13 protein-coding genes are annotated in these 13,882 nt (G+C 73.7%); 5 read left to right on the forward strand and 8 right to left on the reverse strand.

All coding sequences use genetic code 11. From position 1 onward, the window contains the following. The 6 genes from AB0C99_RS31470 to AB0C99_RS31495 all read right to left on the reverse strand — a co-directional run. Positions 1-608 (reverse strand): hypothetical protein (locus tag AB0C99_RS31470; protein ID WP_362482398.1); only part of this gene is annotated, 608 nt, incomplete at its 3' end. A 131-nt stretch (positions 609-739) separates the two neighbouring features. Next, entirely contained in the window at positions 740-2,176 is a 1,437-nt protein-coding gene (locus AB0C99_RS31475) for a citrate:proton symporter (RefSeq protein ID WP_362482401.1), read from the reverse strand. A 136-nt stretch (positions 2,177-2,312) separates the two neighbouring features. Beyond that, the gene (locus tag AB0C99_RS31480; RefSeq protein ID WP_362482524.1) at positions 2,313-2,999 is read right to left on the reverse strand and encodes a TetR family transcriptional regulator; all 687 of its coding nucleotides are present in this window, start codon (positions 2,997-2,999) and stop codon (positions 2,313-2,315) included. A 19-nt stretch (positions 3,000-3,018) separates the two neighbouring features. Then, positions 3,019-4,311 (reverse strand): hypothetical protein, encoded by a 1,293-nt coding sequence (locus tag AB0C99_RS31485; RefSeq protein WP_362482404.1) that lies wholly within the window; start codon positions 4,309-4,311, stop codon positions 3,019-3,021. After that, a complete protein-coding gene (locus tag AB0C99_RS31490; RefSeq protein WP_362482406.1) occupies positions 4,308-5,183 on the reverse strand; it encodes a hypothetical protein in 876 nt (291 codons plus the stop codon). Before AB0C99_RS31490 ends, AB0C99_RS31485 begins: the two co-directional genes overlap by 4 nt. Further along, positions 5,180-7,258, reverse strand: coding sequence for a right-handed parallel beta-helix repeat-containing protein (locus tag AB0C99_RS31495; protein ID WP_362482409.1), 2,079 nt, complete (start codon positions 7,256-7,258; stop codon positions 5,180-5,182). The genes AB0C99_RS31490 and AB0C99_RS31495 overlap by 4 nt, the downstream gene beginning before the upstream one ends. Positions 7,259-7,420: 162 nt before the next feature. Here AB0C99_RS31495 and hmgA point away from each other — a divergent pair, with 162 nt between their 5' ends. From hmgA to AB0C99_RS31510, 3 genes are read left to right on the forward strand one after another with little or no spacing between them, the layout of a single operon-like run. Next, complete coding sequence (gene hmgA, locus AB0C99_RS31500) at positions 7,421-8,734, forward strand: homogentisate 1,2-dioxygenase (RefSeq protein WP_362482412.1); 1,314 nt, start codon at positions 7,421-7,423, stop codon at positions 8,732-8,734. A 42-nt stretch (positions 8,735-8,776) separates the two neighbouring features. Then, entirely contained in the window at positions 8,777-9,526 is a 750-nt protein-coding gene (locus AB0C99_RS31505) for a GntR family transcriptional regulator (RefSeq protein WP_362482414.1), read from the forward strand. Between the two features lie 14 nt (positions 9,527-9,540). Continuing rightward, on the forward strand, positions 9,541-10,776 hold the full coding sequence (locus AB0C99_RS31510) for a type ISP restriction/modification enzyme (protein ID WP_362482417.1): 1,236 nt from the start codon (positions 9,541-9,543) through the stop codon (positions 10,774-10,776). Positions 10,777-10,807: 31 nt separating this feature from the next. On the opposite strand, the gene AB0C99_RS31515 is transcribed toward AB0C99_RS31510, so the two are convergent. Continuing rightward, complete coding sequence (locus AB0C99_RS31515) at positions 10,808-11,527, reverse strand: TetR/AcrR family transcriptional regulator (RefSeq protein ID WP_362482420.1); 720 nt, start codon at positions 11,525-11,527, stop codon at positions 10,808-10,810. Positions 11,528-11,613: 86 nt separating this feature from the next. On the opposite strand from AB0C99_RS31515, the gene AB0C99_RS31520 reads away from it, so the two are divergent. Both AB0C99_RS31520 and AB0C99_RS31525 read left to right on the forward strand, forming a co-directional pair. Beyond that, positions 11,614-12,570 carry an ATP-binding cassette domain-containing protein gene (locus tag AB0C99_RS31520; protein ID WP_362482422.1) on the forward strand — a complete coding sequence of 319 codons (957 nt, stop codon included), beginning with the start codon at positions 11,614-11,616 and terminating at the stop codon, positions 12,568-12,570. Beyond that, positions 12,567-13,343, forward strand: coding sequence for an ABC transporter permease (locus tag AB0C99_RS31525; RefSeq protein ID WP_362482425.1), 777 nt, complete (start codon positions 12,567-12,569; stop codon positions 13,341-13,343). The genes AB0C99_RS31520 and AB0C99_RS31525 overlap by 4 nt, the downstream gene beginning before the upstream one ends. Positions 13,344-13,508: 165 nt before the next feature. On the opposite strand, the gene AB0C99_RS31530 is transcribed toward AB0C99_RS31525, so the two are convergent. Next, positions 13,509-13,775 carry a hypothetical protein gene (locus AB0C99_RS31530; RefSeq protein ID WP_362482428.1) on the reverse strand — a complete coding sequence of 89 codons (267 nt, stop codon included), beginning with the start codon at positions 13,773-13,775 and terminating at the stop codon, positions 13,509-13,511. Between the last annotated feature and the right edge of the window lie 107 nt (positions 13,776-13,882).

A 13,882-nucleotide genomic window follows, 5' to 3' on the forward strand; every position in this document is an offset into this window, starting at 1 on the left:
GACCCGCAACCTGCTCTCCACCGCGACGGCAGCGGCCGACCGCGAGACCGAACGCGGACTTCGACGGCTGGTCGGCTGGCTGTCTGCGGCGGCTTGCCGCCGCCGCCCGTGCTGCCGCCCGTGTTCCCACCCGTACCGCCGCCCGTGCTGCCGCCGTTGCTGCTGCCTCCGGTGGTGGGGGGCGGGGTCGGGGTGGTGCCGCAGTCCACCTTGAAGACCTTGTGCTTGCCGGCGCCGTTCTCGCCGACGAAGGTCCAGTCCAGCTTGTACTGACCGTCGGGGAGGACGAGGTCGCTGGTGTGCCCGTCACCGCTCGCGCCGAGGGTGATCTTGCCGCTGAGGTTCGGCGAGCCCGCCTTGGGCGGCTGTGGGGAGATGTCCCAGCTCACTTCCTGGAGCCCGTCGAAGTTGAAGGCGGCGAGGTAGAACTTGCAGACCTTGGGCTCGTCCTTGTTGCTGTCGGGGGCGGTGCCCGAGCTGTGGATCTTGACGTCGCCGTTGTCGCCGGGGGCGGCGAACGCCGAGGGTGCCCCCGCCAGGGCGACCGAGCCCATGACCAGGGCGGCGACGGCCGAGGAGAGCAGGGGGCGGAGAGCCGGAGCGGTCATGCGAGTGTCCTCCAGTCATGCATTCGTACAGATCTCGGATTTCGTGAACCGATAATCTGACTATTAGTGACTGATACGACACAGAGAGCGGCACCGTGCCGTGCCGCCCTCCGACTTCCACCCGTCCGGGCCTAGATGATCCCGAAGAGGATCCCCGCCGCGAGCACCACCAGCGAGGTCAGCGCGGCCCACTTCACGGTGAACCTGGTGTGGTCGCCGAACTCGACCTTGGCCATGCCGACCAGCACGTACACCGCCGGGACCAGCGGGCTCGACATGTGCAGGGCCTGGCCGACGAGGGAGGCGCGGGCGATCTCCAGCGGCGACACGCCGTGGGCCGCGCCCGCCTCGGCGAGCACCGGCAGGACGCCGAAGTAGAAGCCGTCGTTCGACATGAAGTACGTGAGCGGGAGGCTCAGCAGGCCGGTCACGAGGGCCATGTGCGGGCCCATGCCCTCGGGGATCGCGCCGACCAGCCAGTCCGCCATGTGCTTGACCATGCCGGTGCCGGTGAGCACGCCGGTGAAGACGGCGGCGGCGAAGACCATGCCGGAGACGTTGAGGACGTTGTCCGCGTGGGCGGCGATGCGCTCCTTCTGCTCGGCCATCTTGGGGTAGTTGACCGTGAGCGCGAGCGCGGCACCGAGGAGGAACAGCACCGGGATCGGCAGCAGCTCCATGATCATCGCGGCGAGCAGGGCGACGGTGAGGCCGGCGTTGAACCAGTACAGCTTGGGGCGCAGGGTCGCACGGTTCGGGTCGAGCCCCTGGAATCCCTCGTCCTCGGCATCGGCGCCGGCTCCCTCGCCGCCGCCCGTGCCCGTACCCGCACCCGTACCCGCGGCGCCGGACTCGGCGGCCTTGGACCCCTTGGATGCCTTCGCGCCCTTGCCGCCGCCCGCCCCGACCAGGACGGTCTCGGACTCCGGGACCAGGGCCTCGTCCAGGCTCAGGTAGCCGACGCGCTTGCGCTCACGGAGGCCGAGCACGTACGAGAGGATGAAGACGAAGAGCAGGCCCATGGCGAGCGCCGGGATCATCGGGACGAAGATGTCGGCCGCGTCCAGCTTGAGCGCGGTGGCCGCGCGGGCGGTCGGGCCGCCCCAGGGAAGGGTGTTCATGACGCCGTTGGCGGTGGCGGCGACACCGGTCATGACGACCAGGCTCATGCCGAGGCGCTTGTACAGCGGGTACATCGCCGAAACGGTGATCATGAAGGTGGTCGAGCCGTCACCGTCCAGCGAGACGATCGCGGCGAGCACCGCCGTACCGACCACCACGCGCATCGGGTCGGCCTTGCAGAAGCGGAGGATGCCCCGGACGATCGGGTCGAACAGGCCGACGTCGATCATGACGCCGAAGTAGACGATCGCGAACATCAGCATCGCCGCCGTCGGGGCCAGCTTGCCGACGCCTTCGATGACGTAGTCGCCCAGCTGGGCCCCTTGTCCGACGGCGACGCAGAACAGCGCGGGAATCAGCACGAGCGCCGCGATCGGCGACATCTTCTTCGTCATGATCAGGACCAGGAAGGTCGCGATCATGGCGAAGCCGAGGATGGTCAGCATGGGAGGACACCTCACGTTCACCCTTGAACTCCCGCCAGAGCGGCGGTGCGGATGACGGTAGGTGGCCGGTTCCGGCGTTAACAAGATGTTGACGTGTGAGCAATACGAGCAAAACCCCAGGTCACGGCTGTGCGACTCAGCCGAGTGAGGGGGCGAGGTAGGCGCGGAGGAGGGTGCGGGTCTCCGCGATCAGCGCGGGGTCGCCGGACGGGTCGGCGCGGAAGGCCAGTTGCAGCAGGGCGTCGGTGGCCTCGACGCCGACGAGCACCTTGCGGCGCAGCGTCTCGTCGGCGGAGCGGCCGAGCGGGCCGGCGAGCAGTCCGCAGATGCGGTCGACGACGAGGTGGTTGGGGGGCTCGTCGCCCTCCTCGCCGGGGGCCGGGATGCCGAAGTCGACGCGGGCGAAACCGGGGACGGTCCGCTTCATCGCGATGTACTCGTCGAGGACGACGTCGACGAGGGCGACGGCGTCGGCGGCGGCATCTATGTCGGCGTCGGGGCCGCCCGCGCCGGGGCCCAGCACGTCGAGGCGCGCCGCGATGCGGGCCGCGTAGCGGTCCAGGTTGCGGAGGGCGAGGGCGGTGGCGAGGGCCCGCTTGTTGCCGAAGAAGCGGTAGACGGAGCCGATCGGGACACCGGCCCGAGCGGCGACGGCCCGGGTGCTCAGCTGCTCGTAGCCGGTCTCGTCGAGGAGTTCGGCGCAGGCGTCGAGGATCCGGGCGAGGCGTTCGGCGCTGCGCTGCTGCACGGGGGCGCGACGGAGGGCCGGAACGGTCCGCCGCACGGCCGGGGACTGCGGGTCGGGCTGGGGCACGGGGACCATCATGCCGTTCCGGCCCGGGTCAGGCGATCAGCAGGCCGATGCCGCCGAGGGTGTACGCGATCATCAGCGCGAACAGCGGGAGCTGGCCGGCCACGGCGCGGTCGGGCGGGAAGAGGCGGACGGACCGGTCGTGCGCGGCGACGACGCCGAGGACGTGGCCGACGACGATCGAGGCGACCTGGAGGGTCGCGAGGCCGCCGGGACCCAGTGGTGGAGCGGGCGAGGGGGCGTTGTCAGTGCCCGCTGCCATGATGACCGTACGTGGCGCTTCGGTGACGAAGAGCGAGAAGTAGTGGGCGACGAGATAGCCGAGGGCGATGGGCAGGAGCGAGTGGGCGAAGGAGGTGAGCGGGGTGGTGAGTTCGCGGTTCAGGAGGCGCAGGGCTCCGGCGCAGAGTCCGTAGAGGGCGGCGACGAGGGCGACGGCGGCGAGCAGTCCGAGGGTGGCGGTGGGGGTGCGTCCGAGGGCCGAGGTCTGGAGGACGGTGATCCAGCGGGGGTTGTCGGAGAGGCCGTCGTACGCGGTGGAGCCGAGCAGGACGCAGACGGAGGCGACGAGGCCGGGGAGCGGCGGGGTGGCGTCGAGCCCGTCGAAGGGGGAGCGCAGGACGAGCCGGCCGTCGGCGCGGCGGCCGAGCGGGGAGAGCCGGGCGAGGAGGGAGGAGTAGACCTCGAAGGGGTCGGCGCGGGCGAACCAGTCGGGGCCGTAGCGGGCGGCGCCGAGGAACTGGACGGCGGCGTGCGCGCCGAGGGCGGCGAGGAGGACGGGGGCGGAGGTGTTGTCGGGGGCGACGAGTTCGAGCCAGGTGAAGAGGAGCAGGCCGAGGGCGGCGGGCCGGATGCCGAGCCGGTCGGGGAGCGGGCGTGGCGGGCGCCCGGCGGGAGGGAGGGGCCGGAGGCGGCGCAGGGCCGAGTGGAGGGCGCGCAGGGGGTTGAGCAGGCGCCAGACGGGGCCGAGGAGGAGGGAGGCGGGGACGAGTCCGACCCAGAGCAGGACGTAGACAGCGCCGGGCGCGGGGTTGCGGTCCGGGTCGTCGGGGCCGAGGAGGAGGTGGAGGACGAGGAGCAGCGCGGCGGCGGCGCCGAGTGCCCGTAGCGCGGTGCGGGTGGCGGGGGCGTCGGCGAGGCGCTGGACGGCGGCGGGCAGGGGGCGGCCGGCCCGGTCGCCGCGGAAGCGGGAGGAGGACCAGAGCAGGCCGAGCGAGAGGAAGGAGACGAAGAGCGCGGCGAAGGCGCCCGCGTAGGCGTAGAAGGGCGAGAGGGGCAGGTCGTGCTGGGAGCCCACGCCGTGGGCGAGCGGCAGCCCCGTCATCGGACGACGAGTTGGGTCAGCACGAGTCCGGACTCGTGGGTCTCCACCTCGAAGAGGCCGGTGCGGTCCAGGGTGAGGGTGAGGGTGGCCGGGGTTCCGGCGGGAAGGGGGAGTTCGCGGTCGTAGCCGTGGACGTGGAGGGTGTCGGCGCGGTCGCTGGTCACCTGGAGGGTGAGGCGTTCGCCCTTCTTGAACGCGACCCGGGAAGGGGGTGGTTGGACGGAGTCGCCGGTGATGGTGACGGTGAGGGTACGGCCGGCCGGGGTGGCGGAGGCCGTGGCCGCGGGCGGGGCGGTGGACGGGGTGCCGTCGGGCGGGGTGGCGGCGGTCAGGGGGACGACGGCCTCGATCGGGCGGCCCGCGACGGCCCAGACGGTGTGGTCGTCGGCGTAGAGCCGGACGGTGAGGGTGCGGGCGCCGGCCGGGACGTGGGCCCAGGGGCCGTAGGCGCGGGCGGTCTCGCGGCCGTCGAGGAGGAGCCGGGCGTGGCCGCGGCCGAGGAGGGCGGCGCCGCCGGTGCTCTCGGGGGTGAAGCGGAACCTCTCCACCAGCAGGTGGACGTTCCAGCCGCCCTCGCTGTCGGGGCGGAGCTCGACGCGCACGCCGGGCGCCCCGGCGGCGGGCACCTCGCGGAGGCGGTGCCCGGTGGCGTCCTCGGCGGCGAGGACGGTGCCGTTGGCGCCGGTGGCCTCCTGGTGGCTGGTGCCGGGCTTGTGGTGGGTCGTGGGCCGCCCGCCGCACCCGGCGAGCAGCAGCACGGCACCCAGCACGAGGCCGAGCGCGACCCGCGCGGTGCGGGCCGCACGGGCCGCACGGCCGACGCCGGGCGCGGACGGAGAGGCGGAGGCGGAGGCGAAGGTCGGAGGTGTCATGCCGGGCTGCCCGCCGGGGTCGTCGTGATGGTGGAGGAGGTGGTGGTGGAGGGCGTGGCGCGGGTGCCCGCGGCGATCACGGCCCAGAGGACCCAGACCACGGCGAGCAGGCCGCGGATCCAGGCGGGGCCGAGGGGGATCCACGGGATCATCAGGACCGCCTTGTCGAAGGCGTCGAGGAGGGTGAGGGCGCCCAGGGCCACGGTGGTCCAGGCGAAGGCGGGGCGGGTGCCGCTCGCGCGCAGGGCGAGGCCCGCGCCGGTCCACCAGAGGCCGGTGAGGAGCAGGGCCAGGGCGGGGACGGGGGTCGGGGTGAGGGCGAGGGTCGAGCCGGCGACGTCGAGGGCGAGGCCGGTCAGGCCCAGGCCGGTGGCGACGGCGGCGAGGCGGCTGCCGCGCAGGCGGCGCCACCAGAGGAGGGTGCCGACGAGGGCGAGGACGGCCGCGGTGCCGAGGGCCAGTTGGGTCTCGACGCGCTGGATGCCGCGGGCGCCGTACCAGTCGCAGCCGGCGGGCAGGCGGCGGGCCTGGACGTTGTAGTCGGCGCAGACGAGGAGCTGGGCGAGCTTGGCGGGTTCGCCGACGAGGCGGCCGGTGTCGCCGGTGACCTCGCCGCGGGCGGCGCCGCAGGCGGGGAGGGAGGTGGGGGTGCTCGGGCCCGCGTCGGACTGCCAGCAGTTGCCGCCGCCCTGGCCGTCCCACCAGACGTCGGTGCGGTTGGGGCGGGAGGTGCCGGCGCGGTCGACACCAAGGTGGTTGCCCGCGTAGCGGTTGTGGTGGGAGGTGTCGGTCTGCTTGCCCCAGGCGGACTCGCCGCGGATGAAGGCGGGGACGGCGCTGAGGAAGAAGGCGGCGCGCTGGTGCCCGTAGACCCAGTTGTTCTCGTAGAGGTTCCAGTTGCCTCCGGCGGTGATGATGCCGGTGCCGGGCGGCATGGAGATCTGGGGGCAGACGACACCCTGCTCGTAGCCGCGTTCGGCGGGCGGCTTGGCGCAGGTGCCGTCGGCGACGTACGGGTAGTAGTTGGCGTTGTTGTCGTGGATCAGGTTGCGTTCGAAGCGGGCGTGGTTCTGCGGGAGTCCGGGGTGGCCGGGGAAGGCGGAGTCCATGGAGGCGCCGCCCATGTTGTGGTCGAACTCGTTGTCGTGGACGTAGACGGAGTCTCCGGCGGTCCCGCTGTAGCCGACCATGTTGTGGTGGCTGCGGCAGCCGGTGATCTCGATGGCGTAGCGGGGGACGTCGTAGCCGCGGCCGTCGTTGATGTTCGAGGCCGAGCCGGGGTAGATGCCGGAGTCGCCGTTGCCGTAGGACTCGCAGTTCTTGTAGAGGCCGTGGTCGGAGGCGAAGGTGAGGAAGCCGTACTCGTCGTTCCAGCGGGTGAGGACGTCGTCGATGACGAAGCCGTCGGCGGCGAGGACGTAGAGCGAGTTGAAGGTGGTGCGCTGGGCGGTGAAGTTGCGGAAGTAGACGCCGTCGGAGCCGTCGGCGCGGATGGCGTTGAGCTTGGTGTACTTCGCGTCGACGACGACGTCGAGGCGGGAGGCTCCGACGCCTTCGATCTGGAGGTTCTTCTTGCCGAGGATGGCGACCAGGTTCTGGTTGTGGGGGCAGCGCTTCTGCTGTTCGTAGCTGAGGATCTGGTAGCCGAGCCCGGAGAGCGGCGCCTTGAGGGCGGCGCAGGCGCCGGTGGGGGCGGGCTGGGAGGGCTCCTCCTCGTAGAGCCCCGGCAGGATCGCGATGGTCATGCCGGGGCGGTCGACGGCGTCGACGGCCTGCTGGATGTGGCGGAAGCCCTGGCGGGTGCCGGGGGCGGTGCAGCGCTCGAAGAGGGCGAGGTTGCGGGCCTTCAGCGCGGCCGGGAAGGCGGCGATCCGGCGTTCGAAGTCGGCCCGGTCGGCCTTGCAGACCAGGAGGTCCGGTTCGCCGGTGCGCAGCACGGGCACGCTGCCCGAGCCGTCGGGCAGGGTGACGGGCCGTTCCTCGTGGGCCAGGGCGGCGGGGGCGGCGACGAGGGTGGCGGCGAGGGCCGCGAGGACGGCGGTGAGCGCGAGAACGAACCTTCGGGTCCACGACATGCGCGAGAGAGTAGAGCAATGTTCATCTTTTGGAACCCCCCGTGCACGCACCGCGTCCAAGACGCGCCCAAGACGCCCCGGAAAGGGACCGTTGACGGGAGCGGGAGCGGAATCCTACGGTCATGCATAGGATTGTTGTGAGCGTCAGGACAGGAGCACGCGATGAACGCGGAACAGGCCGGCAAGACGGCCGCAGCGCTGAGCTACAGCACGGGATTCGGCAACGAGCACGGCTCCGAGGCCGTCCCCGGCGCCCTGCCGGAGGGCCGGAACTCGCCGCAGCGGGCGCCGCTCGGCCTGTACGCGGAGCAGCTCAGCGGCTCGGCGTTCACGGAGCCTCGGGCGCACAACCGGCGCTCCTGGCTCTACCGGATCCGCCCCTCGGCCGCGCACCCGCCGTTCACCCGGGTCGGCAACGGGGCCGTGCGCACCGCCCCGTTCACCGAGACCGTCCCCGACCCCAACCGGCTGCGCTGGAACCCGCTGCCGGAGCCCCCGGCGGGCACGGACTGGCTGGCGGGCCTGTGGACGCTCGGCGGCAACGGCGACGCGGCCCAGCGCAGCGGCATGGCCGTGCACCTGTACCACGCGAACGCGCCGATGGAGCGGGTGTTCAGCGACGCCGACGGCGAGCTGCTGATCGTCCCCGAGCACGGCGGGCTGCTGCTGCGCACCGAGCTCGGCCTGCTCGCGGTCTCCCCCGGCGAGATCGCGCTGGTCCCGCGCGGGGTCCGGTTCCGCGTCGAGCTGCTCGACGCGAGCGCCCGGGGCTATGTCTGCGAGAACTACGGGGCGCCCTTCCAGCTCCCCGACCTCGGCCCGATCGGCGCCAACGGCCTGGCCAACGCGCGGGACTTCCGCGCGCCCGTCGCCGCCTACGAGGACGTGGAGGGCCCGGTCGAGGTCGTCAACAAGTACTGCGGCAACCTCTGGTCGGCGACCTACGGCCACTCCCCGCTGGACGTCGTCGCCTGGCACGGCAACCACACCCCGTACGTCTACGACCTGCGCCGATTCAATGTGATCGGGACGATCTCGTACGACCACCCGGACCCGTCGATCTTCACGGTGCTCACCTCGCCGTCCGACACCCCCGGGCTCGCCGGCGTCGACTTCGTGGTCTTCGCGCCGCGCTGGCTGGTCGGCGAGGACACCTTCCGCCCGCCGTACTTCCACCGCAACGTGATGAGCGAGTACATGGGCCTGATCGAGGGCGCCTACGACGCCAAGGCGGAGGGCTTCGTGCCGGGCGGCGGCTCGCTCCACAACATGATGTCCGCGCACGGCCCCGACCGGGAGACCTTCGACCGGGCCAGCGCCGCCGAGCTCAAGCCGCACAAGATCGACGACGGTCTGGCCTTCATGTTCGAGACCCGCTGGCCGATCACCGCCACCCCGCAGGCGGCGGAGGCCGACCACCTGCAGCAGCGCTACGACGACGTATGGCAGGGTCTTCAGCGCCACTTCCGGCCGTAAGGTCCTGGCCGGAAGTCTCGTAGCCGTCGTACGGAGAACGCCGTGACCGCCTTCGCCCCCGACTCGCTGGTGCTGAACCGGAAGCTGCCGCTCTGGTACCAGGTCTCGCAGTCGCTGCGCGCCTCCATACTGGGCCGCACCCCGGACGCCTCGCTGCGGCTGCCCACCGAGGAGCAGCTCGCCCAGCACTACGGCGTCAGCGTGCTGACCATGCGGCAGGCGCTGAAGGAGCTGGAGGAGGAGGGCCTGATCAGCCGGCACCGGCGGCGCGGCACCTTCATCGAGCCGGGCGCCCGGCGCTCCACCCCGCGCCGGCTGCTCGGCTCGATCGACGCGATCGTGGCCCAGCAGTCCGGCGAGCTGACCACCGTCCTCGGCCACGGCACCGGGCCGGTGCCGGGCGAGCTCGCCGACTACTTCCCCGGCGCCGGGGAGGTCGCGGTCTACCGGCGGCTGCGCGCCGACGGGGAGAGCGGCGAGCCGACCAACTGGGCGGAGAACGCGGTGCTTCCGGAGATCGCGGCCGGCATCGACCCGGCCGACCTGGAGCGCTGGCCGATGACGAAGGTGCTGCGGGACCTGGTCGGGGTCCGGATCAGCCGGATCACCGACACCGTGGAGGCGCGGCTGGCGGACCCCGAGACGGCCGCCCTGCTGCGGGTGCCGCTGCTCTCGCCGATCCTGCACTACACCGGCGTCACCTACGACGAGGAGGGCCGGGTGGTCGACGTGGCCCGGATCCGGTACCGGGGCGACCGCTTCTCCTTCACCGTGACGGTGGAGGCGCACTGAGCGGCGTCGTTACGATGCGGGGCGTGACGGAGGACCAGCCGCTGCTCGACGCGCCCCTGCTCGACGCCCCCCTGCTCGACGACCTCATGCCGTGGTCCACGGCCCCGCTGCGGCTCGGCCGCTCCTGGATCGTCGCCCCCGATCCGCGCACGCTCAGGGCCCGCTGGGACCGGCTCGTGGCGGCGCGGGGCGCCGAGCGGGAGGCGCTGTTCCGGTCCAGCCGGGCGCGGACGCCGTCGAGTTCGGTGGCGGCGCTGCCGGGGCAGCGGACCGGCACGGTCCGCCTCGCCCGGGAGGCGGGCGGCTGCCCCGAGCCGGTGCGGCTGGCGCACGGGCCCTTCGACGAGCAGTGGCTGCTGCCCGACCACCGGCTGATCGACTCCGCCCGCCCCGAGCTGTGGCGGGTCGCCGACGAGCGGCAGCTGTTCGCCGTCGAGCAGGGGTACGTGCCGGGCGCGGCCGGTCCCGCGCTGCTGGTGACGGGGGTGCTCCCGGACGGCCGCTCCCCCGCCGGGCGGCCGGGCAGGATCCGGCCGCTGTTCCGCCGCCCCGGGGGCGCGGAGCCGAATCTGGCGCCGGGCCTGCTGCCGCTGCTGCGCGGCCGGTACGGGGCCGAGGTCGCCGCCGCCGACGTGCTGGCGTGGGCGGTCGCGGCGGGTGTCCCCTCCCCGGCGGGCTGCCGGGTGCCGCTGCCCGCCGACCCGGAGCTGTGGGCGGCGGGGGTGGCGCTGGGCCGGGAGCTGGTCGGGGTGCAGCTGCGCGGGGCCCGGGGCGGGGCGCGGCCCCGGCTGCCGGGCGGCCGGCGGCCCTACGTACGGGTGGCGGTGCCGGCGCGTCCGGCGGGGTTGGCGTACGACGCGGCGGAGGAGGTCCTGAGCGTCGGCGGCGGGCGGATCTCGCCGGTCCCGGCGGGTGCCTGGGAGTTCGAGGTGGGGGGTGCCCGGATGCTGGAGCAGTGGTTCGCGCACCGGACCGCGCCCGCCGAGCCGGGCGGCCTGGAGGCGATCGGCCCGGCGGGCTGGCCGCAGGAGTGGACCTCGGAGCTGCTGGAACTGATCACGGTCCTGGCCCTGCTCGCCGAACGGGCGCCGGAGCGCGCGGCGCTCACGGCGCGGGCGCTCGCGGCGGGTGTGGACCGGGCGGCGCTGCGGGCGGCGGGGGTGCTGCCCGTACCGGAGGGGGCGCGCCGCCCGGCGTCCGTGCTGGACCATCAGGAGGAGGGCCCGGAGGGGCAGTTCATGCTGCTCTGACCGGGCCGGGGCCCGCGCCGCGCCGGTCCGGTCAGGCGCCCGGTGGCGCGAAGGAGTCGAGCAGCCGGGCGAGGGACAGCTCGAAGACCTCGTCCGGGTCGACGGGAGCGGGGGACACGGCGAGCAGCGCGGCGAGGTGCGGATAGGCGCCGGTGGCGACCCGGTCGCGCAGGTAGGCGCCGCGCACCGCCTGCTCCTCCGCCTCGGACCAGGGCAGCGCGCGGGCCCGCTCGGCCATGTCCTGCTCGTTGCGGACGGTGGCCATGACGGTGCCGTTGACCATGGCGATGAGCTGCATCTTCAGGCCCGGGTCCACGTCGAGCGGCGCCAGGCAGCCGAGGCTCCACTCCAGGTAGCGCAGCGCGTGGGGGGTGAAGCCGTAGGCGCTGGTCATCACGCGGGAGAGCCAGGGGTGCCGGTACATGATCGCGCGGGTCTGCCGGGCGAGGCCGGTCATGTCGGCCCGCCAGTCGCCGCTGGGCGCGTCGGGGAGCTCGTACTCCGCGGCGGCCGCGTCGACCATCAGCTCGTACAGGTCCTCCTTGCGCGGCACGTAGTTGTACAGCGACATCGTGCCGCAGCCCAGTTCGGCCGCGACCCGGCGCATGGAGACCGCGTCGACGCCGTCCGTGTCGGCGATGCGCACGGCCGCCGCCGCGATGTCGCTCCGGCTGTGGGCCGGTCTGGGGCCCCGGCCCGCGCGCTCGGGGCGCGCCCAGATCACTTCGGGTTCGGCCGCTCGGCCCGCCATCGCTCACCACCTCGTCGGCCCCATCGTAGTGACGCCCTCCGGCCACCTTGTTACGTACATCGTACGTAGTGCGCTAGGGTCGCCGCATGACAACTACGTACGCTGTACTTAGTGAGGGTCTCCAGAAGCGGTACGGGGAGGTCCACGCGCTGCGCGGGCTCGACCTGGCCGTCCCCGAGGGCACCGTCTGCGGAATCCTCGGCCCCAACGGCGCGGGCAAGACCACGGCGGTGCGGGTGCTCACCACGCTGACCTCACCCGACACCGGCAGCGCCCTGGTCGCCGGGCGGGACGTGGTCCGCGACCCCGCCGGGGTGCGCGAGCGGATCGCGGTCACCGGGCAGTACGCCTCCGTCGACGGCGACCTCACCGGCGCCGAGAACCTGCGCCTCTTCGCCCGGCTGCTGCGCGCCCCGCGCTCCCGCGCCGACGAACTCCTGGAGCGCTTCGGCCTCGCCGAGGCCGCCGGGCGCCCGGCCCGCACCTACTCCGGCGGCATGCGGCGGCGGCTCGACCTGGCCGCGAGCCTGATCGTCCGGCCGCGGGTGCTCTTCCTGGACGAGCCGACCACCGGCCTCGATCCGCGCAGCCGGGGCGAGATCTGGGACGCCGTACGGGGGTTGGCGTCCCAGGGCACGACCGTGCTGCTGACCACGCAGTACCTGGAGGAGGCCGACCGGCTCGCCGACGAGATCGTCGTGGTCGACGAGGGGCGGGCCGCCCACCGCGGCACCCCGGCCGAACTCAAGGCGCTGATCGGCGGCTACGCCGAGATCGTGGTCGCCGACCCGGCGTCCCTGGCCGGCGCCGCCGCGGTGCTCGACCGGCTCACCGGCTCCGCGCCGGTCCTGGACGCCGAGCGGCAGGCCGTCGGCGCGGTCACCACGGACAGCGCGCTCACCCTGCCCAGGATCGTGCGCGAGGCCGACGCCGCCGGGATCCACCTGATCGACGCCTCGCTGCGCCCGCCCACCCTCGACGAGGTGTTCCTCCGCCTCACCGGCCGCACCTCCCGCCCCGAGCCCCAGGAGACCCCCGCATGAGCTCCCTCGCCCACGACGGCACCGCGCTCCTCGGCCGGCACCTCCAGCGGATCCGGCACGCCCCGGCGATCACGATCATGACGCAGACGATGCCGATCGTCTTCCTGCTGTTCTTCGGTTACGTGCTCGGCGGCGCGCTCGCCATGCCGGGCGCCGACTACCGGGCCTACCTGGTGCCGGGGCTGCTGGTGGCGACGGCCGCGAACGGCCTGATGACCGGCATGTTCCAGGCCGCCCAGGACACCCACCGGGGCGTGACGGACCGGCTGCGGACCCTGCCCGTCAGCCGGGCCGCGGCCCCGCTCGCGCAGGCGCTGGCGGATCTGGTGACGACCGCGGTGGGCCTGGTCCCGCTGCTCCTGGCCGGCCTCGCGATGGGCTGGCGGTTCGAGGGCACCGCCCTGGAGGCGCTGGGCGCGCTGGGGCTGCTGCTGCTCTTCCGCTTCGCCACGACCTGGCTGGGCATCCTGCTCGGCCTGGCCTCGGGCAGCGAGGAGGCGGCCGGGCAGCTGGGGAGCGCCACGTTCATGCTGCCGCTGCTGTCCAACGCGTACATCCCGACGGACGGGATGCCGGGCTGGCTGCGCACGGTCGCCGAGTGGAACCCGATCTCGGCGGTGACGACGGCGGTACGGGAGCTGTGCGGCGACGCGTCCGTGCCGGCGGACGCGGCCTGGCCCGTGGCGCACCCGGTGGCCGGGGCGCTGCTGTGGTCGCTGGCGCTGCTCGCGCTCGCCGCGCCGGCGGCGGTCAGGCGCTACGCGCGCGGCTGAGGGCCCGGTCGCGGCCGGATCCGGACCGGGTGAGGCGCCGGACGGGCGGGGACACGTCCGGCGGGTGTGCGGGAGCGGGCGGTGTGCGGCGGACGACCGGCCGAGCGGAACGGGCGGGAGCGATGCGTCGGGGTACGCGGGAGCCCGGTCCGGACGGACGGTCGGTCAGCGGTGGCTGCCGAAGAGGGAGCGGCGGAGCCTGCGGAGCGGGGCGAAGAGCGAGACCCGGGAGCTCCGGCTGCGGTGGCCGTGCACCGGTGTCTCACGCGCCGTCAGCTCGCGCATCAGCAGCGTCGCCTCGGCCGCCTCACGCTGGGGCACGGCGGGACCGCCGAGCACCGCGAGATGGCGGTCGAGCCGCGAACTGGTCGCACTGCTCCCGCAGGTGATGGCAGGCACTCGCGGCCTGCTGCGCATCGCTATCTGTTCCATGTCACTCCCCACCCGTACGAGGGCACCCGGCCCGGGCAGGTTAACCCTATCGCCCCGCTACGACACCCGTGTATTCCGGCCGCAGGATTCACCGCTTCTGTACGGGG

The organism is Streptomyces sp. NPDC048659 (assembly GCF_040650575.1).
GTDB lineage: Bacteria > Actinomycetota > Actinomycetes > Streptomycetales > Streptomycetaceae > Streptomyces.